This window comes from Burkholderia sp. Bp9090 (genome assembly GCF_003857985.1).
Classification (GTDB): domain Bacteria; phylum Pseudomonadota; class Gammaproteobacteria; order Burkholderiales; family Burkholderiaceae; genus Burkholderia.
The window spans coordinates 15,944-40,404 of record NZ_QTPV01000021.1; the positions used below are offsets into that span (position 1 = coordinate 15,944).

25 protein-coding genes are annotated in these 24,461 nt (G+C 67.0%); 10 read left to right on the plus strand and 15 right to left on the minus strand.

The genetic code is table 11. From position 1 onward, the window contains the following. The first annotated feature begins 108 nt into the window (after positions 1 to 108). The 5 genes from DIE16_RS19725 (at position 109) to DIE16_RS19745 (ending at position 7,966) form a co-directional block, all read left to right on the plus strand. On the plus strand, positions 109 to 912 hold the full coding sequence (locus DIE16_RS19725) for an inositol monophosphatase family protein (protein WP_044847980.1): 804 nt from the start codon (positions 109 to 111) through the stop codon (positions 910 to 912). Between the two features lie 66 nt (positions 913 to 978). Next, complete coding sequence (locus DIE16_RS19730) at positions 979 to 2,601, plus strand: NAD(P)/FAD-dependent oxidoreductase (protein ID WP_124893271.1); 1,623 nt, start codon at positions 979 to 981, stop codon at positions 2,599 to 2,601. 211 nt (positions 2,602 to 2,812) lie between these two features. Continuing rightward, complete coding sequence (locus DIE16_RS19735) at positions 2,813 to 3,718, plus strand: AraC family transcriptional regulator (protein WP_124893273.1); 906 nt, start codon at positions 2,813 to 2,815, stop codon at positions 3,716 to 3,718. Between the two features lie 335 nt (positions 3,719 to 4,053). Next, positions 4,054 to 6,711, plus strand: a complete 2,658-nt coding sequence (gene mutS, locus DIE16_RS19740; protein ID WP_124893275.1) for a DNA mismatch repair protein MutS — start codon at positions 4,054 to 4,056, stop codon at positions 6,709 to 6,711. Next, positions 6,692 to 7,966, plus strand: a complete 1,275-nt coding sequence (locus tag DIE16_RS19745) for a hypothetical protein (protein ID WP_124893276.1) — start codon at positions 6,692 to 6,694, stop codon at positions 7,964 to 7,966. Before mutS ends, DIE16_RS19745 begins: the two co-directional genes overlap by 20 nt. Here the strand turns inward: DIE16_RS19745 and DIE16_RS19750 are convergent. Then, positions 7,946 to 8,488 (minus strand): peptidylprolyl isomerase, encoded by a 543-nt coding sequence (locus DIE16_RS19750; RefSeq protein ID WP_044847987.1) that lies wholly within the window; start codon positions 8,486 to 8,488, stop codon positions 7,946 to 7,948. The two genes, DIE16_RS19745 and DIE16_RS19750, sit on opposite strands and share 21 nt — an antisense overlap. Positions 8,489 to 8,520: 32 nt before the next feature. Between DIE16_RS19750 and DIE16_RS19755 the strand changes: the two genes are divergently transcribed. Together DIE16_RS19755 and DIE16_RS37555 are read left to right on the plus strand one after the other, a co-directional pair. Next, positions 8,521 to 9,741 carry a cupin domain-containing protein gene (locus DIE16_RS19755; protein WP_124893277.1) on the plus strand — a complete coding sequence of 407 codons (1,221 nt, stop codon included), beginning with the start codon at positions 8,521 to 8,523 and terminating at the stop codon, positions 9,739 to 9,741. A gap of 54 nt (positions 9,742 to 9,795) precedes the next feature. Then, positions 9,796 to 10,041 carry a hypothetical protein gene (locus tag DIE16_RS37555; RefSeq protein ID WP_011657350.1) on the plus strand — a complete coding sequence of 82 codons (246 nt, stop codon included), beginning with the start codon at positions 9,796 to 9,798 and terminating at the stop codon, positions 10,039 to 10,041. 20 nt (positions 10,042 to 10,061) lie between these two features. Here the strand turns inward: DIE16_RS37555 and DIE16_RS36650 are convergent, their stop codons facing one another. From DIE16_RS36650 to DIE16_RS19815, 11 genes are all read right to left on the minus strand, one after another. Continuing rightward, positions 10,062 to 10,244, minus strand: a complete 183-nt coding sequence (locus DIE16_RS36650; RefSeq protein WP_185500420.1) for a hypothetical protein — start codon at positions 10,242 to 10,244, stop codon at positions 10,062 to 10,064. Positions 10,245 to 10,366: 122 nt separating this feature from the next. Next, positions 10,367 to 11,143: an MBL fold metallo-hydrolase gene (locus tag DIE16_RS19770; protein ID WP_124893278.1), complete on the minus strand. Its 777-nt coding sequence runs from the start codon at positions 11,141 to 11,143 to the stop codon at positions 10,367 to 10,369. 4 nt (positions 11,144 to 11,147) lie between these two features. Continuing rightward, positions 11,148 to 12,293, minus strand: a complete 1,146-nt coding sequence (gene bamC, locus DIE16_RS19775; protein ID WP_044847990.1) for an outer membrane protein assembly factor BamC — start codon at positions 12,291 to 12,293, stop codon at positions 11,148 to 11,150. A gap of 111 nt (positions 12,294 to 12,404) precedes the next feature. Next, positions 12,405 to 13,310, minus strand: a complete 906-nt coding sequence (dapA, locus tag DIE16_RS19780) for a 4-hydroxy-tetrahydrodipicolinate synthase (RefSeq protein ID WP_044847991.1) — start codon at positions 13,308 to 13,310, stop codon at positions 12,405 to 12,407. A 47-nt stretch (positions 13,311 to 13,357) separates the two neighbouring features. Beyond that, positions 13,358 to 13,960: a bifunctional 2-polyprenyl-6-hydroxyphenol methylase/3-demethylubiquinol 3-O-methyltransferase UbiG gene (locus DIE16_RS19785; protein WP_124522129.1), complete on the minus strand. Its 603-nt coding sequence runs from the start codon at positions 13,958 to 13,960 to the stop codon at positions 13,358 to 13,360. A 9-nt stretch (positions 13,961 to 13,969) separates the two neighbouring features. After that, positions 13,970 to 15,172, minus strand: coding sequence for a tryptophan--tRNA ligase (locus DIE16_RS19790; RefSeq protein ID WP_044847993.1), 1,203 nt, complete (start codon positions 15,170 to 15,172; stop codon positions 13,970 to 13,972). Positions 15,173 to 15,180: 8 nt separating this feature from the next. Beyond that, the gene (locus tag DIE16_RS19795) at positions 15,181 to 15,843 is read right to left on the minus strand and encodes a site-2 protease family protein (protein WP_044847994.1); all 663 of its coding nucleotides are present in this window, start codon (positions 15,841 to 15,843) and stop codon (positions 15,181 to 15,183) included. A gap of 45 nt (positions 15,844 to 15,888) precedes the next feature. Beyond that, positions 15,889 to 16,521: an L-threonylcarbamoyladenylate synthase gene (locus DIE16_RS19800; protein ID WP_124522131.1), complete on the minus strand. Its 633-nt coding sequence runs from the start codon at positions 16,519 to 16,521 to the stop codon at positions 15,889 to 15,891. A 79-nt stretch (positions 16,522 to 16,600) separates the two neighbouring features. Continuing rightward, on the minus strand, positions 16,601 to 17,431 hold the full coding sequence (locus DIE16_RS19805; RefSeq protein WP_124488296.1) for a 3',5'-nucleoside bisphosphate phosphatase: 831 nt from the start codon (positions 17,429 to 17,431) through the stop codon (positions 16,601 to 16,603). 82 nt (positions 17,432 to 17,513) lie between these two features. Continuing rightward, positions 17,514 to 18,404: an alpha/beta fold hydrolase gene (locus tag DIE16_RS19810; RefSeq protein ID WP_124522133.1), complete on the minus strand. Its 891-nt coding sequence runs from the start codon at positions 18,402 to 18,404 to the stop codon at positions 17,514 to 17,516. Positions 18,405 to 18,612: 208 nt separating this feature from the next. Further along, the gene (locus DIE16_RS19815) at positions 18,613 to 19,470 is read right to left on the minus strand and encodes a ferritin-like domain-containing protein (RefSeq protein ID WP_124570259.1); all 858 of its coding nucleotides are present in this window, start codon (positions 19,468 to 19,470) and stop codon (positions 18,613 to 18,615) included. A 144-nt stretch (positions 19,471 to 19,614) separates the two neighbouring features. Here DIE16_RS19815 and DIE16_RS19820 point away from each other — a divergent pair, with 144 nt between their 5' ends. The 3 genes from DIE16_RS19820 to DIE16_RS19830 all read left to right on the plus strand — a co-directional run bounded on the left by DIE16_RS19820 (position 19,615) and on the right by DIE16_RS19830 (position 21,612). Then, positions 19,615 to 20,139 carry a gamma carbonic anhydrase family protein gene (locus DIE16_RS19820; RefSeq protein WP_057925213.1) on the plus strand — a complete coding sequence of 175 codons (525 nt, stop codon included), beginning with the start codon at positions 19,615 to 19,617 and terminating at the stop codon, positions 20,137 to 20,139. Positions 20,140 to 20,164: 25 nt separating this feature from the next. Then, positions 20,165 to 21,115, plus strand: a complete 951-nt coding sequence (hslO, locus tag DIE16_RS19825) for an Hsp33 family molecular chaperone HslO (RefSeq protein ID WP_124488299.1) — start codon at positions 20,165 to 20,167, stop codon at positions 21,113 to 21,115. Positions 21,116 to 21,252: 137 nt separating this feature from the next. Then, positions 21,253 to 21,612: a hypothetical protein gene (locus DIE16_RS19830; protein WP_124667269.1), complete on the plus strand. Its 360-nt coding sequence runs from the start codon at positions 21,253 to 21,255 to the stop codon at positions 21,610 to 21,612. 94 nt (positions 21,613 to 21,706) lie between these two features. On the opposite strand, the gene ftsB is transcribed toward DIE16_RS19830, so the two are convergent. From ftsB to kdsA, 3 genes are all read right to left on the minus strand, one after another. After that, complete coding sequence (gene ftsB / locus DIE16_RS19835) at positions 21,707 to 22,132, minus strand: cell division protein FtsB (RefSeq protein WP_044848176.1); 426 nt, start codon at positions 22,130 to 22,132, stop codon at positions 21,707 to 21,709. Between the two features lie 82 nt (positions 22,133 to 22,214). Beyond that, the gene (gene eno, locus DIE16_RS19840; RefSeq protein WP_011885396.1) at positions 22,215 to 23,498 is read right to left on the minus strand and encodes a phosphopyruvate hydratase; all 1,284 of its coding nucleotides are present in this window, start codon (positions 23,496 to 23,498) and stop codon (positions 22,215 to 22,217) included. A gap of 106 nt (positions 23,499 to 23,604) precedes the next feature. Further along, complete coding sequence (kdsA, locus tag DIE16_RS19845) at positions 23,605 to 24,459, minus strand: 3-deoxy-8-phosphooctulonate synthase (protein WP_124488301.1); 855 nt, start codon at positions 24,457 to 24,459, stop codon at positions 23,605 to 23,607. Between the last annotated feature and the right edge of the window lie 2 nt (positions 24,460 to 24,461).

Here is a 24,461-nt window from a genome sequence, read left to right on the forward strand (position 1 = left end):
TGCTCTTTGTCAATTCGCGTCTCATCTCGCCCGGCACGTTTTGCGCCGTTCCGGGCGGTGTGTTCCACTTCGTGGCGGCCCGTGCCGCCGGCTACAGGATCCAGGCTCATGCATCCCATGCTCAACATCGCTGTCAAGGCTGCGCGCCGCGCCGGACAGATCATCAACCGTGCCTCCCTCGACCTCGACCTGATCGAGATCCGCAAGAAGCAGCAGAACGACTTCGTCACCGAAGTGGACAAGGCCGCCGAAGAGGCGATCATCGAGACGCTGAAGACCGCCTACCCCGACCACGCGATCCTCGCGGAAGAATCGGGCGAATCGGAGAACGAATCCGAATTCAAGTGGATCATCGATCCGCTCGACGGCACGACCAACTTCATCCACGGCTTCCCTTATTACTGCGTATCGATCGCGCTCGAGCACAAGGGCGTCGTCACGCAGGCCGTCGTCTACGATCCGAACAAGAACGACCTGTTCACGGCCACCCGCGGCCGCGGCGCGTACCTGAACGACCGCCGCATCCGCGTCGGCCGCCGCGACCGCCTGGCGGACGCGCTGGTCGGCACGGGCTTCCCGTTCCGCGAGAAGGACGGCCTCGACGCCTACGCGCGCCTGTTCACCGAAATGACGCAGGCCTGCACGGGGCTGCGCCGCCCGGGCGCGGCCGCACTCGACCTCGCGAACGTCGCGGCCGGCCGTCTCGACGCGTTCTTCGAGCAAGGCATCAACGTGTGGGACATGGCGGCGGGCAGTCTGCTGATCACCGAAGCCGGCGGCCTCGTCGGCAACTACACGGGCGACGCCGATTTCCTGCATCGTCATGAGATCGTCGCGGCGAATCCGAAGATCTACGCGCAGATGATCCCGATCCTGAACCGCTACAGCTACATGCATCCGGCAGCGGAGTAAATCCGCGCCGCGCCCGCGCCCGTCTCAACACCGCCACGACTTCGTGGCGACCGTATCCGAATATTCATGTTACGGCTAAGCGAACTTAAACTCCCGCTCGACCACCCCGAGAGCGCCCTCGAAGCCGCGATTCGCGCGCGCCTCGCGGAGCTTGGCGTGGCGGCAGACGGGCTCCTCCGTTACACGGTGTTCCGCCGTGCGCACGATGCGCGCAAGCGCTCCGACATCAAGCTCACGTACATCGTCGATGTCGAGGTCAAGGACGAAGCGGCCGTGCTTCCGCGACTCGCCGGCACGCCGCATTGCGGCGTGACGCCCGACATGGCGTACCACTTCGTCACGAAGGCGCCCGAGCACGGCAACTTCCTGCGCCCGGTCGTCATCGGCATGGGGCCGTGCGGCCTGTTTGCGGGGTTGATCCTCGCGCAGATGGGTTTCCGCCCCATCATCCTCGAACGCGGCAAGGCCGTGCGCGAGCGCACCAAGGACACTTTCGGCCTGTGGCGCAAGAGCGTCCTCAATCCCGAGTCCAACGTGCAGTTCGGCGAAGGCGGGGCCGGGACGTTTTCCGACGGCAAGCTGTACAGCCAGATCAAGGATCCCCATCACTACGGCCGCAAGGTGCTCGACGAATTCGTCAAGGCCGGCGCGCCGGAGGACATCCTCTATCTGAGCCGGCCGCACATCGGCACGTTCCGCCTCGTCAGCATGGTGGAAAAGATGCGCGCGACCATCCACGAACTGGGCGGTGAAGTGCGCTTCGAAACCCGGGTCGAGGACATCGAGATCGATCAGGGCAAGGTGCGCTCGCTGACGCTGTCGAACGGCGAAACGCTCCGGTGCGATCACGTGGTGCTGGCCGTGGGCCACAGCGCACGCGACACGTTCCAGATGCTGCACGATCGCGGTGTGTATGTCGAAGCGAAGCCGTTCTCGCTGGGTTTCCGGATCGAACATCCGCAGGGGCTAATCGATCGCAGCCGCTTCGGCAAGTTCGCGGGCCACAAGCAGCTCGGCGCGGCCGACTACAAGGTGGTTCATCACTGCAGCAACGGACGCGCGGTCTACAGCTTCTGCATGTGCCCCGGCGGCACGGTGGTCGCGGCGACCTCCGAGCCGGGCCGCGTGGTCACCAACGGCATGAGCCAGTATTCGCGCGCCGAGCGCAACGCGAACGCGGGCATCGTCGTCGGCATCACGCCGGAGGACTATCCGGGCGGTCCGCTCGCGGGCATCGCGTTCCAGCGCAAGTGGGAAGAACGCGCGTTCGAACTCGGAGGCGGCGATTACAGCGCGCCGGGCCAGCTGGTCGGCGATTTCATCGCAGGACGGCCGTCGACGTCGCTCGGTTCCGTGGTGCCGTCGTACAAGCCGGGCGTGCGCCCGACCGACCTCAGCACCGCGCTGCCTGACTACGTGATCGAAGCCATTCGTGAAGCGCTGCCGCAGATCGACAAGAAGATCGCCGGCTTCGCGATGCACGACGCGGTGCTCACCGGCGTGGAAACGCGCACGTCGTCGCCGATCCGGATCCGGCGCAAGGACAATTACCAGAGCGTGAACGTCAAAGGGTTGTATCCGGCCGGTGAAGGCGCCGGGTATGCCGGCGGCATCTATTCGGCAGCCATCGACGGTATCGAGGTCGCGCAGGCGGTGGCGCTCGATCTGATGTCGGCGCACGCGTCCTGATATTGCCCGTCAGGCCCGGCGCACGAAGGTCCGTGCGCCGGGTGATCCAGCAGTATCTGCACCCTGCCTGACAAGGTTCGCCACGCGAAGCTACCCCCTCTTTGCGATGCGCCGCGGCCATTAGTAGTCAATGTGCCGAACACGGCCGATGCCAGGCCAAATTTCGCTTTGGTATACTCCGCGGCCGAATTCTCCACGTTTCCACGAATCCATGACCGCCGCACAGTCGGACAACGCGTCATCTGATTTCATGCCGGCCGACCTCAGGCAAAGCGTGGTCACGCAGACGCTGCCGCACGCCCAGGTCGGCATCAGCCGACTGCAGACATCTCGTAGAAATATTGGCCGAACCGCGCCATACGAACTTGAAGACGCCGATCTCATCGTGTTGCAATTGCGCGCGTTCGGCGAACAGGAATTGTGGCTTGACGGACGTGTTGCTCGTTTCGTCCCCTATGACGCAGGGACCGTCACGATTCACGACCTCGATCGCAGCTGGGTTTCCGACCTGAAGGGGGCGTTCGACTGCATCCATTTTCACCTCCCGCGCCGAACGCTGGAGGAGACAGTCGATGAAATCGGTGGCAGGCAGCGGCCCCAGCTTTACTTGCCGCCGCATTTGAGTGCGACGGATCCGGTCATCCATCGCCTGGGCCAAGCCCTGCTCCCCGCCCTGGCGCGGCCCGAGCACGCATCCCAGCTGTTTATCGACCACGTCGCGCTCGCCTTCCAGACGCATGTCGCGCGTCTGTACGGCGGCATCGGCGAGCGGCGGGAGAAGTCGACCGGCAAACTCACGGCGTGGCAGGAGCGCGTGGCGAAAGGCTTTCTGCTCGAACACCTTACCGGCAACATCTCGATCGCCGATGTGGCGAAAGCGTGCGGCCTGTCTCGTGGCCACTTCGTCAAGGCCTTTCATCAGACCACCGGGTTACCGCCCCATCGCTGGCTGATCAATCAGCGCATCGAACGCGCAATGATGTACATGCGCACATCGTCGATGCCGCTGCAAATGATCTCGGATGCATGCGGCTTCGCCGACCAGAGCCACTTCACGAGAACATTCACGCGCGTGACCGGTGTTACGCCGCGTCGTTGGCGCATGGACAACGTTTGAGGAGCGTGGCCGACGCGGCTCTTGCGAGTCACATGAGCATCCGACCGACGGCCGCACCTGCAAAGTGACGGCAGTCAGCTGCACCGCACGAGATCGAATGACCGATATCGGCCATCAATCCGGTCGGTGCATGGACGACCGACGTCCCGCTTACGGTCAACGGCCCCGTATTGAGATGATCCACAATCTCGATGCCGACGCCGAGAAGCGGAAATTGCCTGCGCGGAACTACCCCCCCTCGTCGCCGGCAACTGGCCGAACGGCGAACTTCGCGCGTGCACATGGAAGCGACTGGTAAACTCGGGCAACCAAAGCAACAACTTCCTGCCTGACCTATGACCACGCTGTCGCCCGAAGCCTTCGCCGGCCATACTCCGATGATGCAGCAGTACCTGCGCATCAAGGCCGATCACCCCGACACGCTCGTCTTCTACCGGATGGGCGACTTCTACGAGCTGTTCTTCGAGGATGCGGAGAAAGCCGCACGCCTGCTCGACCTGACCCTCACGCAACGCGGCGCCTCGGCCGGGACGCCGATCAAGATGGCCGGCGTCCCGCATCATGCGGTCGAACAGTATCTGGCGAAGCTCGTGAAGATGGGCGAATCGGTCGCGATCTGCGAGCAGATCGGCGACCCCGCCACGTCGAAGGGGCCGGTCGAGCGCAAGGTCGTGCGCGTCGTCACGCCCGGCACGCTGACCGACGCGGCACTGCTGTCCGACAAGAACGACGTCTACCTGCTCGCGATGTGCACGGGCCACAACAAGCGCGGCGTCGCGGTCAACATCGGCCTCGCGTGGCTGAACCTCGCGAGCGGCGCACTGCGGCTCGCCGAGATCGAACCCGACCAGCTCGGCGCCGCGCTCGAACGCATCCGGCCAGCCGAAATCCTGACGGCGGACGGCGCGACCGACGCCGTGCCCGCGGGCGCCGGCGCGATCAAGCGCGTGCCGGCATGGCACTTCGATATCGCATCGGGCACACAGCGCCTGTGCGACCAGCTCGACGTCGCGGGCCTCGACGGCTTCGGCGCGCATTCGCTGACGAGCGCATGCGGAGCCGCCGGCGCACTGCTGCTGTACGCGGCCGCCACACAGGGTCAGCAATTGCGTCACGTGCGCAGCCTGAAAGTCGAGAACGAAACCGAATACATCGGGCTCGATCCGGCGACGCGCCGCAACCTCGAGCTGACCGAAACGCTGCGCGGTACCGAATCGCCGACGCTGTACTCGCTGCTGGACACCTGCTGCACGACGATGGGCAGCCGCCTGCTGCGTCACTGGCTGCATCATCCGCCGCGCGCGTCGGTCGCCGCGCAGTCGCGCCAGCAAGCGATCGGCGCACTGCTCGACGCGCCCGCGAACGCGAGCCTCGACGCACTGCGCAGCGCGCTGCGCCAGATCGCCGACGTCGAACGGATCACCGGGCGGCTCGCGCTGCTGTCCGCGCGGCCGCGCGACCTGTCGAGCCTGCGCGACACGTTCGCCGCGCTGCCCGCGCTGCGCGAGCGCATCAGCGCAATCGTCGCGAACGCGGATGCGCTTGCCCGCGTCGACGCGGCGCTCGCGCCGCCCGCCGAATGCCTCGACCTGCTGACGAGCGCGATCGCCCCCGAGCCGGCCGCGATGGTGCGCGACGGCGGCGTGATCGCGCGCGGCTACGACGCGGAGCTCGACGAACTGCGCGACATCTCCGAGAACTGCGGGCAGTTCCTGATCGATCTCGAGGCGCGCGAGCGCACCCGCACGGGCATCGCGAACCTTCGCGTCGAATACAACAAGGTGCACGGCTTCTACATCGAGGTCACGCGCGGCCAGACTGACAAGGTGCCCGACGACTATCGCCGCCGCCAGACGCTGAAGAACGCCGAGCGCTACATCACACCCGAACTGAAGACCTTCGAGGACAAGGCGCTGTCCGCGCAGGAACGCGCGCTGGCCCGCGAGCGCGCGCTGTACGACGGCGTGCTGCAGGCGCTGCTGCCGTTCATTCCGGAGTGTCAGCGCGTCGCGTCGGCGCTCGCGGAGCTCGACGTGCTCGCCGCGTTCGCCGAGCGCGCCCGCACGCTCGACTGGGTCGCGCCCGCCTTCACCGACGAAATCGGCATCGAGATCGAACAGGGTCGCCACCCGGTCGTGGAAGCGCAGGTCGAGCAGTTCATCGCGAACGACTGCCGGTTCGGCGCCGAGCGCAAGCTGCTGCTGATCACCGGCCCGAACATGGGCGGTAAGTCGACCTTCATGCGGCAGACGGCGCTGATTGCGCTGATGGCGTACGTCGGCAGCTACGTGCCCGCGAAATCGGCGTGCTTCGGCCCGATCGACCGGATCTTCACGCGGATCGGCGCGGCCGACGACCTCGCCGGCGGGCGCTCCACCTTCATGGTCGAGATGACCGAAGCCGCGGCGATCCTGAACGACGCGACACCGCAGAGCCTCGTGCTGATGGACGAAATCGGCCGCGGCACGTCGACGTTCGACGGCCTCGCGCTCGCATGGGCCATCGCGCGTCACCTGCTCGCGCAAAACGGCTGCTACACGCTGTTCGCGACGCACTACTTCGAGCTGACGCAGCTGCCGGCCGAATTCCCGCAAGCGGCCAACGTCCATCTGTCGGCCGTCGAGCACGGCCACGGCATCGTGTTCCTGCACGCGGTCAACGAAGGCCCGGCGAACCAGAGCTACGGGCTGCAGGTCGCGCAACTCGCGGGCGTGCCGGCGCCGGTGATCCGCGCCGCGCGCAAGCATCTCGCGTATCTCGAACAGCAGTCGGCCGCCCAGCACACGCCGCAGCTCGACCTGTTCAGCGCGCCGCCCGCCGCGGCCGACGAACTCGCGTGCGCGGATGCGCCGGCGCCGGCCGACGCCCCGCATCCGGCACTCGAAAAGCTGCGCGACATCGATCCCGACGACCTCAAGCCGCGCGAGGCGCTCGACCTGCTGTACGAACTGCGCACGCTCGTCCGCTCGCACGATGTCGACGGGCACGCGTAAACGCCTCCCGTCGGGCCGGCCGGCCCGCGCCGCCGCAGCCGCACTGGTCGCGACGACGCTCGCGCTCGTGCAGGTGAGCACGCTCGCGGCACCGCCCAAGCGTGCCGCCGCCCCCTACTCGTTCGCGATCGTGTCGGGCGTCATCAACGCGCCGGCCGACGAGCCGGCCGCGCAGCGGCTGTTCGAATCGATCGCGCGCGAGCGCAATCTGGCCTTCGTCGTCTATGCGGGCGACCTCAAGGGTGCGAAGGAAGCGTGCCGCGACGCGCTGTACACGCAGCGCGGCGCGATCCTGGACGCATCGCGCGTGCCGCTCGTGTTCATTCCCGGCCACGACGACTGGGCAACGTGCAACACGGCGGCCGGCGGCAGCTACGATCCGGTCGAACGCCTGGACTTCCTGCGCCAGACGCTGCTGGCGGACGCCGCGCTGCCCGACGCCGGCGCGCTGCAGATCACCCGTGAAAGTGAAGTCGCGCGGTTCCGGCCGTATCGCGAAAACGCGCGCTGGATGCATGACGACGTCGTCTACGTCGCGCTGAACGCACCGGCGCCGAACAATCACTATCTGACGGCCGGCGGCCGCAACGGCGAATTCGAGGACCGCATCGTCGCGAACGGCTTCTGGATCGACCACGCCGCCGAATACGCGAAGCGGCGCGAAGCGCGCGCCATGGTGGTGATGTTCGAAGGCGATCCGCAGTTCGATCGCTACGAGCGGACCGAACGCTTTGCGTGGTTGCGTTTCAACCGGCCGCGCGTGCGCGATGGCTTCCGTGAACTGAAACGAACGCTGGTGAAGGCGGCGGCGACATTCCGCGGCCCGATTCTGGTGATGCACGCGAGCAGCGAGCCGCTTGCGAATGGTTTCCTGATCGATCGCCCGCTGCATGCGGACGACGGTGTGCTGGTGGGAAATGTGACGCGTGTCGCGATCGGACCGCGTCAGCCGGCGAATCAGTGGGTGAAGGTCAACGTGTCGCCGGCACGGCAGACGATCTTCAACGTGAGCCTGCAGGACGTGCCGAAGAATCTGCCAACCCCGCCCGCGCTGCCGGTCGTGCCGCGCGACGAGGTCCCGCTGCCGCAGATGCCGGAGATCCCGGCCTTGCCGGCCCTGCCCGACTCGTCGTCGGTCGCGCCGCCGCTGCAGGGCGACGGCACGACGCCGGGCGGCGCCTCGTGGCCCGCGCCGCCCCCTGCCTCGGGGCCGGCGCCCGGCCTGCCCGCCAGTTCAGTGCAGGGTGCGCCCTGACGGTGCGTCGCCGTCCTCGTCTTCGTCCTCGTCGACGATTTCGAGGCCTTCCGCGCCGTGCGCGTGCTCATGCTCGATCTCGTCCTCGGTCGCTTCGCGAACGTCCTTGACCGTGAGCGCGAAACGCAGCGCCATGCCCGCGAGCGGGTGGTTGCCGTCGAGCACGACCTTGTCTTCGGCGATGTCGGTGACCGTGTAGATCAGCGAATCCACTTCCTCGTCACCGTCTTCCGGCGTGCCTTCGAACTGCATGCCCACTTCGATCGGCTCGGGAAAACGATCGCGCGGCTCGATCTTCACGAGTTCGGGATCGTAGTCGCCGAACGCGTCCTGCGGCTCGAGCTGAACCTGCGCCTGGTAACCGGGCTCCTGGCCGTCGAGCTGTTCCTCGATCTTGGGGAACGTGCCATCATAGCCGCCGTGCAGATAAACCATCGGCTCGTCGCTTTCCTCGATCAGATTGCCTTGCGCATCCGACAGCTTGTAAGCGACCGACACGACGGTGTTTTTTGCGATTTTCATCCAATTCTCCCAAATACAAGTCTCATTATACGATGCGCAACCGGTCTCAAGCCGAACCGCGGGATGCCGCTGACGCCCCGCTCGGCGCGCCACCTTCCGATCTTCCCACGCCGCTGCTCGGCGGCCTCTCGCCGGCGCAATTCATGCGCCGCTACTGGCAGAAAAAGCCGCTGCTGATCCGCCAGGCGATCCCCGGCGTGAAGCCGCCGGTCACGCGCGACGCATTGTTCGAGCTGGCAGCCGACTATGACGCCGAATCGCGGCTGATCACCCATTTTCGTAACAAGTGGCAACTTGCGCACGGCCCGTTCGAGCCGGGCGCGCTGCCGGCCATCTCGCGCAAATCCTGGTCCCTGCTCGTGCAGGGGCTCGACCTGCACGTCGACACGGCGCGCGCGCTGCTCGACCGCTTCCGCTTCATCCCGGACGCGCGTCTCGACGACCTGATGATTTCGTACGCGACGGACGGCGGTGGCGTCGGCCCGCACTTCGACTCGTACGACGTATTCCTGCTGCAGGTCGAAGGCCGGCGCCGCTGGCGCATCGGTGCGCAGAAGGACCTGTCGCTGCAGCCGGACGTGCCGCTGAAGATCCTCGAGCATTTCGAGCCGAGCGACGAATGGGTGCTCGAGCCGGGCGACATGCTGTACCTGCCGCCGCACATCGCGCACGACGGCGTAGCGGAGGGCGAATGCATGACCTGCTCGATCGGCTTTCGGGCGCCTTCCGCCGGGGAGCTGGGCGCGCAATTCCTGTACTACCTCGCGGAACGCGGCGGCCTGCGCGACGAGCGCGGCGACGCGCTCTACCGCGACCCCAAGCAGCCGGCGGTCGACACCCCCGCGCAACTGCCGCCGGCGATGGTCGAGCGCGTCGCCGAGATCGTCGAGGCGATCCGCTGGCGCAAGCGCGACGTCGCCGAATTCCTCGGCTGCTACCTGAGCGAGCCCAAATCGAACGTCGTATTCGAGCCGCCGGCGCGGCCGCTGTCCGAGGCCGCGTTCGTCGCGCAGGCATCGCGCCGGGGCGTGCATCTCGACAGACGCGCCGCATTGATGTATAACGCGCGATCGTACTTCATTAATGGCGAGGAACAACCGCTCGAGCAAGCCGGCGAATGGCTGCCCGAACTGGCCAATCTCCGCCACATGGAGGCGAAACGGTTTGTAACACTATCCCGGGCTCCCTCGATGACAGCCTTGCTGCACGAATGGTATTGTGCGGGCTGGCTGCGGGTCGGATACCGGATTTAGTGGGCCGCCCCGTATGCCCGTGCAGATCAAATTCTGTATGGGAAAGACAACGTATTGACCCCGCATTTGTCGACGGTCGATAGGAAAGTGCATATAATTTCCGCCCAAGCCGTAGGGAAGATTCACGCTCTAGAAGTGCGTCTCCACCAGCGGCCCAGGTCGGTGTTGGAGCACATTACCGGTATTGTTTCGCGCTGTTGCTTACCTTTAACCATAAAAGGACGTGATCATGAAGAAATCCCTCCTCGTAGCTTCCCTGTTGGCTGCTGTTGCACTGGCTGCTTGCAACAAGAGCGCTGATCAAGCTGCTTCGTCGGCTGCTAGCGACGCATCGGCTGCTGCTTCGTCGGCTGCTTCGGCAGTTGCTGGTGCTGCGAGCGACGCTTCGGCTGCTGCTTCGTCGGCAACGGCTGCTGCGAGCGACGCAGCTGCTGCTGTGGCGTCGGCTGCTTCGGCAGCGACGGCTGCTCCGGCTTCGGGCGCAAGCCAGTAAGCCTCAGCATCAGCTGAAAAAAAACCGGCCCTTCGGGCCGGTTTTTTTACGTCTGTCGGTTCCGCGCATCGCACCCGGCAGGCAAGCAGGCCAAGCCGCCGCCCGCCCCTTCCCGCGCCGCTCTGCGCCCGCTCAACCGAGCGTCAGCCAGTCGAAGCCCGCGTCCTGCGTGGCCACGACCACGTCCTCCCCGTCGGTTCCCAGCACGCCGGCCAACGCCTCGCGGGCCAGCTCGGGCCGGTTGTTCTGCTGGCTCAGGTGCGCCGCGACCAGGTGCTGGAGGCGACTGCGTTCGAGCGATGCGAGGATGCCGGCGGCGGCATCGTTGCTCAGGTGGCCATGATTGCCGCCGATCCGCGCCTTCAGCGACTGCGGATAGCGGCTCCCGGCGAGCATCGCGGTATCGTGGTTGGATTCGAGCACCAGCGCGTCACAGCCGCTCAGGACGGTCGTGATGTGCGGCGTGGCCATGCCGACGTCGGTCAGCACGCCGAGCCGGCGACAGCCATCCATGAAGACGAACTGGAGCGGTTCCCGCGCGTCGTGGGGCACCGTATAGGGCATCACGGCCAGATCGCGTATCGCGGCCGTCTCGTCGCCCCACAACACGTGGAGATCGACATCGGCCTCGTCCGCGCCCACTGCGCGCGCCGTGCCCCAGCTCATGTAGAGCGGCAGCGACCCGCGCCGCGCGAGCGTCAGCGCGCTGCCGACGTGGTCGCTGTGTTCATGGGTGATGAGGATCGCATCCAGATCGTCGATGCCGAGATTCAGGCGGCCGAGGCGGCGCTCGACCTCCTTCGCAGAAAAACCGCAGTCGAGCAGCACGCGGGTGGTCGTCGTGCCGCTCGACACCTCGACGACCAGCGCGTTGCCTTCGCTGCCGCTACCAAGGCTGGCGAAGCGCACGCGGTCAGTTCAGCTGGGCCTGCAGCAGCGAAATGAGCCGCTGCGCGTCCGACGAGTTGTCGACCTGGCCGTTCGCGTCGACCACCGCGACCTGCGTGCCGCCATTGCCCTGCGCGCGCACGTTGACCAGGTATTCCTTGCCCGGCTTGGCCGCCGACGGGCCGCCGTAGAACAGCTTGCCGAACAGCCCGTCGCGCTTCAGCTCTTCCATCGTGTTCGCGTAGCGGACGGTGTACAGGCCCTTCTCGCGGTCGCGATTGTCGACCGCGAAGTTGGTACGGTCGAGCGCGAGACCGACGCGCAGCCACGCGCGGTCGAACGATTCCGCCAGCTGCAGCGTCGCGGCGCCGCCGCTCGTGTCAGCGACCTTCGCCGGCGCCGTCGCGGGACGTGCATCGGTCAGCAGCTGCTTCGCTTGCGCGTCGCTCAGGCCGAACTTCTGCATCAGCTTCGACAGGAACACGGCCTCGAGCACCGGGTTGCGCGGACGCTCTTCCCAGCGCGACGACGTGCCGCCCTGCGGACCGACCATCATTTCTTCCATCGCGCTGTGCGTGATCGAGATGTCGGTGTTGCCGTCCGGCGTGCGGTTCACGAGCGTGCGGAAACGGTCGCGCGTGCCCGACGAGTATGCGAAGTCGATGACCTTGCCGATCGTGCGGCGGAACCAGTCGTCGGGAATGTTCGCGCGGTTCTCGGCCCAGTCGGTGGCCATGATGCCGGTCGACGGTGCGTCGGTCTTCAGCGAGAAGCCGTTTTCCTGCCAGAACTCCTTCAGGATCGGCCACAGCTGCTCGGGCGTGCGCCCGTCCACGACGAGCCAGCGGCGATCGCCGTCGCGCTCGATATGCATGCCGAGCGGATCCTGCGCGCTCGGGACGCCGTCGGTCGCGTTGCCGGAGGCCGTGGTCGCCCGCGGCGGCAGCGTGCCGAGACCGGCGTTGCTCGGCGGCGCGACGAACTGCTGGGTCGTCGGCACCGGCTTCAGGTCGCTCGGCACCGCGAGCGGCGGCGCCGAACCCGTGTTCTTGTAGTTGACCCGGTCAGGAGCCAGATAATCGTTCAGCGTATCGCAGCCGGCGAGCGCGCCCAGCGCCAGCGCCACCACCGAAACCTGGATGGCGCGAGAGGAAAAGGCGAAACGTTTCATGAAATCCTTCGTCTTGCTAGAACGCTCGTCAGGAGCGGCGCCGGACGGAGCCGGCCGGTGCGGGTTGATGAGGGGTCGAGCCGGCGGCCGCAGGACGCGGCCGCCTGAGCCTCAGGCGAGGACGCCGGCCTCGACGAGGGCCGAACGTACGACATCGTGGCAGCGCTCGTCGAGCGGCGTAAGCGGCAGGCGGATGCCGCCCTGCATCTTGCCCATCGCCTGCAGCGCCCACTTCACCGGAATCGGGTTTGCCTCGATGAACAGGTTCTTGTGCAGCGACAGCAGCTTCATGTGCAGCTCGCGCGCCGTTGCGACGTCGCCGGCCAGCGCCGCACGGCACAGGTCGCTCATCGCGCGCGGCGCGACGTTCGCCGTCACCGAGATGTTGCCGTGGCCGCCGAGCAGCATCAGCGCGATCGCAGTCGGATCGTCGCCGCTGTAGATCGCGAAATGCTTCGGCGCGGCCTTGATCAGGTGCGCGGCGCGATCGATGTTGCCGGTCGCTTCCTTCACGCCGATGATGCCCGGCACCTGCGCGAGGCGCAGCGTCGTCTCGTGCGCCATGTCCGCGACGGTGCGGCCCGGCACGTTGTACAGGATCACCGGCAGGTCGACCGCTTCGGCGATCGCCTTGAAGTGCCGGTACATCCCTTCCTGCGTGGGCTTGTTGTAGTACGGCACGACCTGCAGCGTCGCGTCGGCGCCGACGGCCTTCGCGTGCTTCGTCAGTTCGATCGCCTCGGCGGTCGAATTGCCGCCTGCGCCCGCGATGATCGGGATGCGCTTCGCCGCATGCTCGACCGCCGTGCGGATCATCAGGATGTGCTCTTCGACGTTGAGCGTTGCCGACTCGCCGCTCGTGCCGACCACGACGAGTGCGTCGGTGCCTTCCGCGATGTGCCAGTCGATCAGTTTGCGAAACGCCGGCAGGTCGAGACTGCCGTCTTCGAGCATCGGGGTGACGATCGCGGGGATGCTGCCGCGGATTTGAATGCCGTCTTGGGTGCCGTTAGCCATGAAACGCGATTGATTGATGTACCGGTAAACGTTGAGATTGTAGCGGATTAGCCGGGCAGTTCGTAACGTGGAATTCCCGCCCCCGCCGTCGGGGTCGCGCCCTCGCGTACCGCGCAGATGCGCTGCACGAACGCCTCGCGCGGCGCGGCGACGAATCCGTCCTCGTACGCGACCACCCGCAGGCGGCCGCGCACCGCGTCCAGCAGCTCGCCCGGGGCGAGCAGGAACGCTGGATTGGACGGTTTGCCGACCGTTTCGTTTCCTTGCGCGAAGGTTTCGTAGATCAGCACGCCGCCCGGCGCCACCGCATCAAGCAGATGGGGCCAGAGCGGACGATGCAAATAATGGGTGACGATCACCGCCGCGAACGACGCGCCGGCCGGCAGCGGCCAGGGCGCGCCCTCGAGATCGGCGTCGCGCGCGTCGACGCCGGGAATCGCGCGCAATGCGGCCAGCGCGGCCGGATCGCGGTCGAGCGCGACGACCGGATGCCCGTGCGACGCAAACCAGCGCGCATGGCGGCCGCCGCCCGCGGCGACATCGAGCACCGCGCCGCCCGCCGGGACGAGCCGCGACCACCGGCTGACCCAGCGCGACGGCTCGGTCTGGGCGACGTGGCCGCCCGCGGCGGCAATGACGGGTTCGCGCATGCCGTCAGGTCAGGTGTACGACAGGCCCATCGCCTCGCGCACGTCGCGCATCGTCTCGACCGCGTGCTTGCGCGCCTTGTCGCAGCCGTCCGCGACGATCGCGCGCAGCAGCGACGGATCGTCCATGTACTTCTGTGCGCGCTCGAGCATCGGCTGCTGTTCGCGCAGGATCCCTTCGACGACCGGCTGCTTGCAGTCGAGGCAGCCGATACCCGCCGAGCGGCAGCCGCTCTGCACCCACTGGTGCGTCGCTTCGTCCGTATAGACCTGATGCAGCTGCCACACCGGGCACTTGTCGGGATCGCCCGGATCGGTGCGGCGCACGCGCGCCGGATCGGTCGGCATCGTGCGGACCTTCTTCGTGATCGTCTCCGCGTCCTCGCGCAGGCCGATCGTGTTGCCGTACGACTTCGACATCTTCTGGCCGTCGAGGCCCGGCATCCGCGACGCTTCGGTCAAAAGCGCCTGCGGCTCGACCAGGATGATCTTGCGCGCGCCTTCGAGATAGCCGAACAGGCGCTCGCGGTCGCTCATCGACAGGCTTTGCGACTCCTGCAGCATCGCGCGCGCCTGTTCGAGCGCCTCGTCGTCGCCCTCCTGCTGGTACGCGTTGCGCAGTTCGTGATAGAGCTTCGCGCGCTTGCCGCCGAGCTTCTTCGCGGCCTCGAGCGCCTTCTCCTCGAAGCCCGGCTCGCGGCCGTACAGGTAGTTGAAGCGGCGCGCGATCTCGCGCGTCATCTCGACGTGCGGCACCTGGTCTTCACCGACCGGCACGAGCGAGCCGCGATACAGCAGGATGTCGGCCGCCATCAGCACCGGGTAGCCGAGGAAGCCGTAGGTCGACAGGTCCTTGTCCTTCAGCTTCTCCATCTGCTCCTTGTAGGTCGGCACGCGTTCGAGCCAGCCGAGCGGCGTGCTCATGCCGAGCAGCAGCGCGAGCTCCGCATGCTCGGGCACCTTGCTCTGGATGAACAGCGTCGCCTGCGCCGGATCGATGCCGGACGCGAGCCAGTCGATCAGCACGTCCCACACGTTCTTCTCGATGACCTCGGGCGTTTCGTAGTGCGTCGTCAGCGCATGCCAGTCGACCACGCAGAAGAAGCACGGGTACTCGGACTGCAGCTTCACCCAGTTTTTCAGCACGCCGTGGTAGTGGCCGAGGTGCAGCGACCCGGTGGGTCGCATGCCGGAGAAAATACGATCTGGGAACATGATTGTCGTTAGAAAAGCGAGGCGAAGGGAGACAGGATGGCGCTCAGCACGCCGGCCGCGGCGTTCACGAGCGGGCGCAGCCAGAAATTCGTCAGCACGCCCGTCGTGACCAGCACGAGGACGATGATGAAACCGTACGGCTCGATGCGCGACAGCGCGATCGATTGCTTCGGCGGCAGCAGTGCCGCAAGGATACGGCCGCCGTCAAGCGGCGGCAGCGGAAACAGGTTCAGCACGCCGAGCACCAGGTTCGCGCTGACGCCCGCATAGGCCATCCGCGTGAAGAACGGCTCGTCGATGCCGGCCGCGGGCAGCACGATGGTCAGCACGCCCCAGACCAGCGCCTGCACGAAGTTGCAGGCCGGACCCGCGAGCGCAACCCACAGGCTGCCCCAGCGCGGATCGCGCAGGTTGCCGAACGATACCGGTACCGGCTTCGCATAGCCGAACAGGAAAGCGCCGCCGGTCAGGAAATACATCACGAGCGGAATCGCGATCGTGCCGAGCGGATCGATGTGGCGCATCGGGTTGAACGACACGCGCCCCATCATGTAGGCGGTGTTGTCGCCGAGCAGGCGCGCGGCATAGCCGTGCGCAGCCTCGTGCAGCGTGATCGCGAAGATCACGGGCAGCGCGTAGACGGCGATGGTCTGAATCAGGGAAGCGTCCATATCGCGTTATTGTAACAAGCGCACTCGCGCAAAAATGAATGGCGCTTACGCGGCCGACAGCCCGAACGGTTCGAGCGCGCCGCGCCCCGCGCGCACGAGCTGCGGCGCGTCGCCCGTCAGGTCGATCACCGTCGACGGCTCGCGCGGACACGCGCCGCCGTCGATCACGAGATCGACCTGCTTCTCGAGCCGCGCGCGGATGTCGTCGGGATCGTTCAGCGGCTCGTCGTCCGGCGGCAGGATCAGCGTCGTGCCGAGCAGCGGCTGGCCCAGCGACTCGAGCAGCGCGAGCGTGATCGCGTGATCGGGCACGCGCAGCCCGATCGTCTTGCGCGACGGATGCGACAGCCGGCGCGGCACTTCCTTGGTTGCCTGCAGGATGAACACGTACGGGCCCGGCGTCACCGACTTGATCTGCCGGTACTGACGGTTGTCCACCATCGCGAAGTTGGCCAGTTCCGACAGGTCGCGCACGAGCAGCGACAGGTGCTGCTTCTCGTCGAGGCCGCGGATGCGGCGCACGCGCTCGACCGCGTCCTTGTCGTCGAGGTGGCACGCGAGCGCGTAGCTCGAATCGGTCGGCATTGCGATCACGCCGCCCTTGCTGACGATGTCCGCGGCCTGCTTGATCAGACGCGGCTGCGGATTATCCGGATGAATCCTGAAGAACTGGGACATGGGGACACGTAAAGAGGGAGAAGTCGGATGCGCGCCTCGCCGGCAGCGCGAACGGCGAACGGCAAGCGGCCGCGACGCGTCAGAGCCAGCGCTCCCAGACCGGTTTCAGGTCGGGCGGCAACGGCGGCAGGCTGCCGAGTTCGACGCGGCCCTCGCCCGGCGCATGGAAATCCGAACCGCGCGACACCTCGAAGCCGAAGCGGCGCGCGACGTCCGCGTATTCGCGGTATTGGTCGGGCGTGTGGCTGCCCGTGATGACCTCGATCGCCCGGCCGCCGAGATCGATGAATTCGCCGAAGAATGCGTCGAATTCGACCGGCGTATAGCGGTAGCGGCCCGGGTGTGCGACCACGGCCTCCCCGCCCGCCGCGCGAATCCATGCGACGGCGTCGGACAGCGTCGCCCAGCGGTGCGGAACGAACCCCGGCTTGCCGTCGCCGAGCAGGCGGTCGAACACGTCGGACGTCGATGCGGCATGGCCGTTCTCGACCAGGAAACGCGCGAAGTGGGTGCGCGAGATCAGGTCGGGATTCGACACGTACTTCAGCGCGCCTTCGTACGCGCCGGGGATGCCGAGCGTCTCGAGCTGCGCGGCGATCGCCCGCGCACGGGCCGCACGGCCGTGGCGCGTGCGGTACAGGCCGTCGACGAGCGCCGGGTTCGACGGATCGATGTGCAGCCCGACGATGTGCACGGTGCGCGACGCCCACGTGACCGAAATCTCGACGCCGCTCAGGTAGCGCATGCCGAGCGCTTCCGCCTCGCTGCGCGCCGCCGCCTGGCCGCCGATCTCGTCGTGGTCGGTCAGCGCCCACAGGGTCACGCCGCCGGCATGGGCGCGGCGCGCGACGTCGGCAGGCGACAGCAACCCGTCGGAAACATTCGAATGGCAGTGGAGATCAGCGTTCATTGTCAGTATGGCAGGTGAAGCTTCATTCTACTGCAATGCGGCAAATGCGCCGCCCGCCTGCCCCGCCGCTGCCGCCGCCGGCCTATGCGCAGAACGCCTCGATCAGCGCCGCGACCTGCTCCGGCTGGTCGTGATGGACCATGTGGCCGGCATCCTCGACGAGCTTTTCGCGCCAGTCGGGGAACGCGCCGAAGCGCGCCTTGAACTCGGGCAGCGGGATGTCGCCCGCGATGTAGGCGAGCGTCGGCGAATTGATGGCCTCGACGTGCAGCACCTTCGCGCGCACCTGCTTCCAGACGGCCATCACCTCGTCGAGCCGGTACAACTGCGGGCCCGCCATCTTGTGCGCGGGGTCCGCCAGCAGGTGATACAGGCCGTCGTCGTCGCGCTTCGACCAGTGCGCGGCGAGGAACGCCGCGCGGCGCGGATCGAGCCGCGGATTGGTCTTGGTCAGCCGGGCCGCCACGTCGTCGAGCGACGCGTACGGGCGCAGCGCCGGGGGCTCGCGCAGCTCGTCGAGCCAGCCGCGCAGCCGGCGCGGCGCCTGCTCGGCCCGTGCGGGGGCGAGCCCGAACCCTTCGAGGTCGACCACGCGCCGCACACGCTCCGGCCGCGCGCCCGCGTACAGGCACACGACGTTCGCCCCCATGCTGTGCCCGACCAGGTTGACTTCGCCGGTCGGCGCATAGTGATCGACCAGCGCGTCGAGATCGCCCAAGTACTCGTGGAACCAGTAATGACCGCCGCCCTGCCGCGCGACCGGCCAGTCGGACAGGCCGAAGCCGCGCGCATCCGGCGCGATCACCTGCCAGTCGCCCGCGAGCGCGTCGACGACGAACTGGAACGATGCCGCGACGTCCATCCAGCCGTGCAGCATGAACAGCGTCGGCGCATCGGGCCGGCCCCAGCGCCGCACATGCAGCTTGACGCCGCGGACGGTGACGAAATCGGAAACAGAACTCGAGGCATTCATTGCAGTCGCCAAAAAAAGAATGGTCGTTCGATTATAGCGATGGCACTTCCGTTCCGGCGCCCGGCAGTCGAGGCTGCGCTCTAGCGACGGTGAGCCGACGGTACGTGTCCGGCGCATCGGCTGCCACGGAAATGCCGCCGAGCGGCCCGTGTGGCCAGCCGGCGGCAGCGTTCGCCCGCCCGTCTGGAGCCGGCGGCGCCCGCTCGCCCTAACCCGCCGCCGGGCCGTCCGGCACGTCCTGCGCGGCGAGTTCGTCCAGCTCCGCCTGCTCGAATCCCGCGGTGCGGCGCGCGTCGAAATTGAACGGGCCGCGCAGCCGCGGCGCATGGTACTGCTCGGCAAGCTCGCGGTAGGTGGGAACCGGATCGCGGCCGGCGGCGTCGCACAAGTGCCGGAACCAGCGGTTCCCGATCGCGACATGGCCGATCTCGTCGCGCAGGATCACGTCGAGGATCGCCGCGGACGCGTCGTCGCCCGCCTGCACGAGCCGCGCACGGATCGGCGGCGACGCGTCGAGCCCGCGCGCCTCGAGGGTGCGCGGCACGAGCGCCATCCGCGCGAGCACATCGGCCTTGGTCCGCTCGCACATCTCCCACAGCCCGTTGTGCGCGGGGAAATCGCCGTACGCATGCCCGAACCCGGCCAGCCGGTCGGACAGCAGCGTGAAGTGATAGGCCTCCTCGGCCGCGACCTTCAGCCAGTCCGCGTAGAACGCGTCGGGCATGCCGGCGAAGCGCCACACGGCGTCGAGTGCGAGGTTGATCGCGTTGAATTCGATATGCGCGAGCGCGTGCAGCAACACCGCGCGCCCCGCGGGCGAGCGCATGCTGCGGCGCTCGAGCTGGCGCGGCTCGACGAGCGGCGGGCGCGCCGGACGGCCGGGCAGGTCGGCCGGCTCGTCCAGGCCGAGCGCCGGCGCGATCGCGGCCCGTCCGGCCAGCAGCGCGTCATACAGCGCACGGACCTGCGCGGCCTTCGCGGCCGGCTCGGAGATCCGCAGCGCGTCGAGTGCGGCGCGGCGCACGCAACGCGGCGCCGCGGTAAGGGAAGAAGGCTGCATGCTCATCAAACGGGGGCACCATCCGCGCGCATCGCGGGAGCGCAGGCACGCGACGGTTTACAATAAGCGTTTGTGCCGTCACGCAACGCGCCCGGCACGCCAGACGCGCCATTCTACCGGCGCCCATCATCGAAGAGACCAGGAGACTCCGTGACGATCTACAAACTGGGCGAGACGGCCCCGACGATCCACGAAAGCGTATTCGTCGCCGATACGGCGGCCATCATCGGCAAGGTCGTGCTGGAGGAAAACGCGAGCGTCTGGTTCGGCGCGACGATTCGCGGCGACAACGAGACGATCACGGTCGGCACCGGCAGCAATGTCCAGGAAGGCGCGGTCCTGCATACGGACCCCGGCTTTCCGCTGACGATTGCCGAAAACGTGACGATCGGGCACCAGGCGATGCTGCACGGGTGCACGATCGGCGAGGGTTCGCTGATCGGGATTCAGGCGGTGGTCTTGAATGGAGCGGTGATCGGCCGCAACTGTCTGGTCGGTGCCGGCGCGGTCGTGACGGAAGGCAAGACGTTCCCGGACAATTCGCTGATTCTCGGCGCCCCGGCGAAAGTCGTGCGCGAGCTGTCGGCAGACGACATCGCGCGGCTGCGCGCAAATGCGAAGACGTACGTCGAGCGGCGTGCGCATTTCAAGGAGCAACTCGTGCGGATCGGCTGATTCGCGCGGATTTCAAGGAAGAAGAGTGAGCGACCAGTTACAGAAATTCATGTTCAATTCGGCACCCGTGCGCGGCGAGATCGTGTCGCTGCGCAACACGTGGCAAGAGGTGCTTTCCCGCCGTGACTACCCTGCCCCGGTGCGCACGGTGCTCGGCGAGATGATGGCCGCGTGTGCGCTGCTGTCGGCGAACCTGAAATTTCACGGCACCCTGATCATGCAGATCTTCGGCGACGGGCCGGTCCAGATGCTGGTCGTCCAGTGCGGCTCGGACCTGTCGATGCGCGCCACGGCCAAGTTCGCCGGCGACGCGGCGCAGACGATCGGCGACGACATGCACTTCGCGTCGCTCGTCAACGCGAGCGGTCACGGCCGCTGCGTGATCACGCTCGACCCGGCCGAGAAACTGCCGGGCCAGCAGCCGTACCAGGGCATCGTGCCGCTGAACGGCGTCGACGGCCCGCTCGAATCGGTGTCGCAGGTGCTCGAGCACTACATGCACCACTCGGAGCAGCTCGACACGCGGCTGTGGCTCGCGGCCGATCGCGACCGCGCGGTCGGCATGCTGCTGCAGAAACTGCCGGGCGACGGCGGCATCGTGCCGCGCAACGCCGAGACCGACGCCGACACTTGGGAGCGCGTCTGCACGCTCGGCGGCACGCTGTCCGCCAAGGAGTTGCTCGAGGTCGAACCGGAAGTCGTGTTCCGCCGGCTGTTCTGGCAGGAAAACGTGCAGCACTTCGACCCGGCCGGGACGCGTTTCCAGTGCTCGTGCTCGCGCGAGAAGGTCGGCGCGATGCTGCGCATGCTCGGCCGCGACGAAGTCGACAGCGTGATCGTCGAGCGCGGTCACGTCGAGATCCACTGCGAGTTCTGCAACCAGCGCTACGAATTCGATCCCGTCGACGTCGCGCAGTTGTTCGCCGCGCCGGAGCTCGCGACCGGCATCACGCCCGCGACCGACCAGCGTCACTGAGCGAGCCGCGCGTCCGTGCCCGCGATGCGGGCGCGGGCGCATAATGGCGCACGAGCGTCGCCCGTGCGGCTCACGCGCCGCAGGCCCCGCCTTCGGCGCAAACCGCTTTCCACTGCGGCGCGCTGCTGGAGAAACACATGAATCGCCCGTTCCGCACCCTCGTCCTGGCCGGCGTCGCAGCCGGCACGCTGGCCCTCGCCGGCTGCGCGGTGCAGCCGCCTACGTCGACGATCCTGAGCCGCCTGCCCGAGCCAGGCGCGTCGGGCGGCCGGCCGCCCGCCCTGTCGAGCGCGGAGCGCAAACGCTACGACGAGATCGACCGGCAGGTGCTGCGCGAGCAGAACGACGCGATGGCGGCCGAGGCCGCCGCGCGCGCGTGGTCGTATTACTCGCCGCCGCCCGTGACCGTCTACGGCGGCTATTACGGCGGCGGTTGGGGCAACCGGTGGGGCACCGGCATCGGCTATGGCTACGGTTACCCGGGCTGGTGGTGGTGACGCGACATCGCGTCGACCGACCCGATTGACGACTGACAGGAAATAAAAAAGCGCGGCATTTCCCGCGCTTTTTCAATGGTTCGGACTCCCGCGCTCAGTGATGCGCGGCCTTGCCCTTCTCGCCGCCGTGATGCCGCGACGGTTTCGCGATCGACTGCGGGTTCGGCACGACACGCACGGGTGCCGCGGACACGGTACCGCGCGTCGACGTGCTCGACGGCGTGTTGTTCAGCGGGCTGGCCGGCGCGTTCGGCGATACGAACTGCACGAACACTTCGCCATCCTTCACCATGCCCATCTCGTAGCGCGCGCGCTCCTCGATGGCCGCAGTACCGCCCTGCAGATCCTGCACTTCGCCCGCGATCCGTTCATTGCGCAGCTTCTCGTCCGCATTCTTCTGCAGCTGATCGCCGAGCTGCTGGCGCAATTCGTGCACCCGCAACCAGCCGCCGTGTCCCCACCATAGGGGGTACTGAATGAGCGCCAGCAAGGCAATCAGGACGACAGTGACAAGCCGCATGTAAGAGACGCAGATATAAGAAGCGCCGCTCCGCGCGACATGCACAGAGCGGCGTCGAGATGACGAACCCGATAGTAGCGCGTTAGCGCAGGTTATAGAAAGCCGATTTGCCCGGGTAGCTCGCGATGTCGCCGAGATCTTCCTCGATGCGCAGCAGCTGGTTGTACTTCGAGATGCGGTCGCTGCGCGACAGCGAACCCGTCTTGATCTGACCGGCGTTCAGGCCGACCGCGATGTCCGCGATCGTCGAATCTTCCGTTTCGCCCGAGCGGTGCGAGATCACGGCCGTGTAGCCCGCGCGCTTCGCCATTTCGATTGCCGCGAACGTTTCGGTCAGCGTACCGATCTGGTTGATCTTGATGAGGATCGAGTTCGCGATGCCCTTCTCGATGCCTTCCTTCAGGATGCGCGTGTTCGTGACGAACAGGTCGTCGCCGACGAGCTGCACCTTCTTGCCGAGGCGCTCGGTCAGCAGCTTCCAGCCGTCCCAGTCACCTTCGTGCATGCCGTCTTCGATCGACACGATCGGGAACTTGTCGGCGAGCGTCGCGAGGTAGTCGGTGAATTCGGCCGACGACAGTTGCAGGCCTTCGCCCGCGAGCTGGTACTTGCCGTCGTGGTAGAACTCGGAGGCCGCGCAGTCGAGCGCGAGCAGCACGTCTTCGCCCGCACGGTAGCCGGCCTTCTCGATCGCCTGCAGGATCGTCGACAGGCACTCGTCGTTGCTGCCGAAGTTCGGCGCGAAGCCGCCTTCGTCGCCGACTGCCGTGCTCATGCCGCGGTCGCTCAGGATCTTCTTCAGTGCGTGGAACACTTCCGCGCCGCAACGCAGGGCTTCACGGAACGTCGGCTGGCTCACCGGGACGATCATGAATTCCTGGATGTCGAGGCTGTTGTTCGCGTGCGCGCCACCGTTGACGATGTTCATCATCGGGACCGGCAGCTGCATCGCGCCCGAGCCGCCGAAGTAGCGGTACAGCGGCAGGCCGGCTTCTTCAGCCGCTGCCTTCGCGACGGCCATCGACACGGCCAGCATCGCGTTCGCGCCGAGGCGCGACTTGTTGTCGGTGCCGTCCAGCTCGAGCAGCGTCTTGTCGAGGAACGCCTGTTCCGACGCGTCGAGGCCCATGATGGCTTCGGAGATTTCGGTGTTGATGTGCTCGACCGCTTTCAGCACGCCCTTGCCGTTGTAGCGGCCGGCTTCGCCGTCGCGCAGTTCGATCGCTTCACGCGAGCCGGTGGACGCGCCCGACGGCACCGCCGCGCGGCCCATCGTGCCCGATTCGAGCAGCACGTCGCATTCGACGGTGGGGTTGCCGCGCGAATCCAGAATCTCGCGGCCGATGATATCTACGATTGCACTCATGGGTTTCCTCTGAGAATGACGATGGATTCTTCAAACTGCGACGGCATGCGCGCCGACATTGCTTACGCTACTGACGCGCGAAGCCGTCGCATGGTTCATTCGATCTTTAGTTGAAATCGTTTTCCAGGAACGGATTGCGCTTCACCGCCTGGTCGAGCGTGACGAGGGTCTCCAGCAGCGCGCCCATCCGGTTCAGCGGCACCGCGTTCGGGCCGTCCGACTTCGCTTCGGCCGGATTCGGATGCGTTTCCATGAAGAGGCCCGCGACACCCGTCGCGACCGCCGCACGCGCGAGCACCGGCACGAATTCGCGCTGGCCGCCCGAGCTCGTGCCCTGCCCGCCCGGCAGCTGCACCGAGTGGGTCGCATCGAACACGACCGGCGCGTGCGTCTCGCGCATGATCGCGAGCGAGCGCATGTCGGACACGAGGTTGTTGTAGCCGAACGAGACGCCGCGCTCGCACGCCATGAAGCGGTCTTCCGACAGCCCCGCGTCACGCGCCGCGTCGCGCGCCTTGTCGATTACGTTCTTCATGTCGTGCGGCGCGAGGAACTGGCCCTTCTTGATGTTGACGGGCTTGCCCGAGCGTGCGCACGCGTGGATGAAGTCGGTCTGGCGGCACAGGAACGCGGGCGTCTGCAGCACGTCGACGACCGACGCGACCTGCTCGATCTCCTCGATCGAATGCACGTCGGTCAGCACCGGCAGGCCGAGCTGGCGCTTCACCTCGCCGAGGATCCGCAGGCCCTCGTCCATTCCGAGGCCGCGAAACGACTTGCCCGAGCTGCGATTCGCCTTGTCGTAGGACGACTTGTAGATGAACGGGACGTTCAGCTTCTCGCAGATCTCCTTCAGGCGGCCCGCCGTGTCGATCGTCATCTGCTCCGATTCGACGACGCAGGTACCCGCGATCAGGAAGAAAGGCTGGTCGAGACCGACCTCGAAATCGCACAGCTTCATGC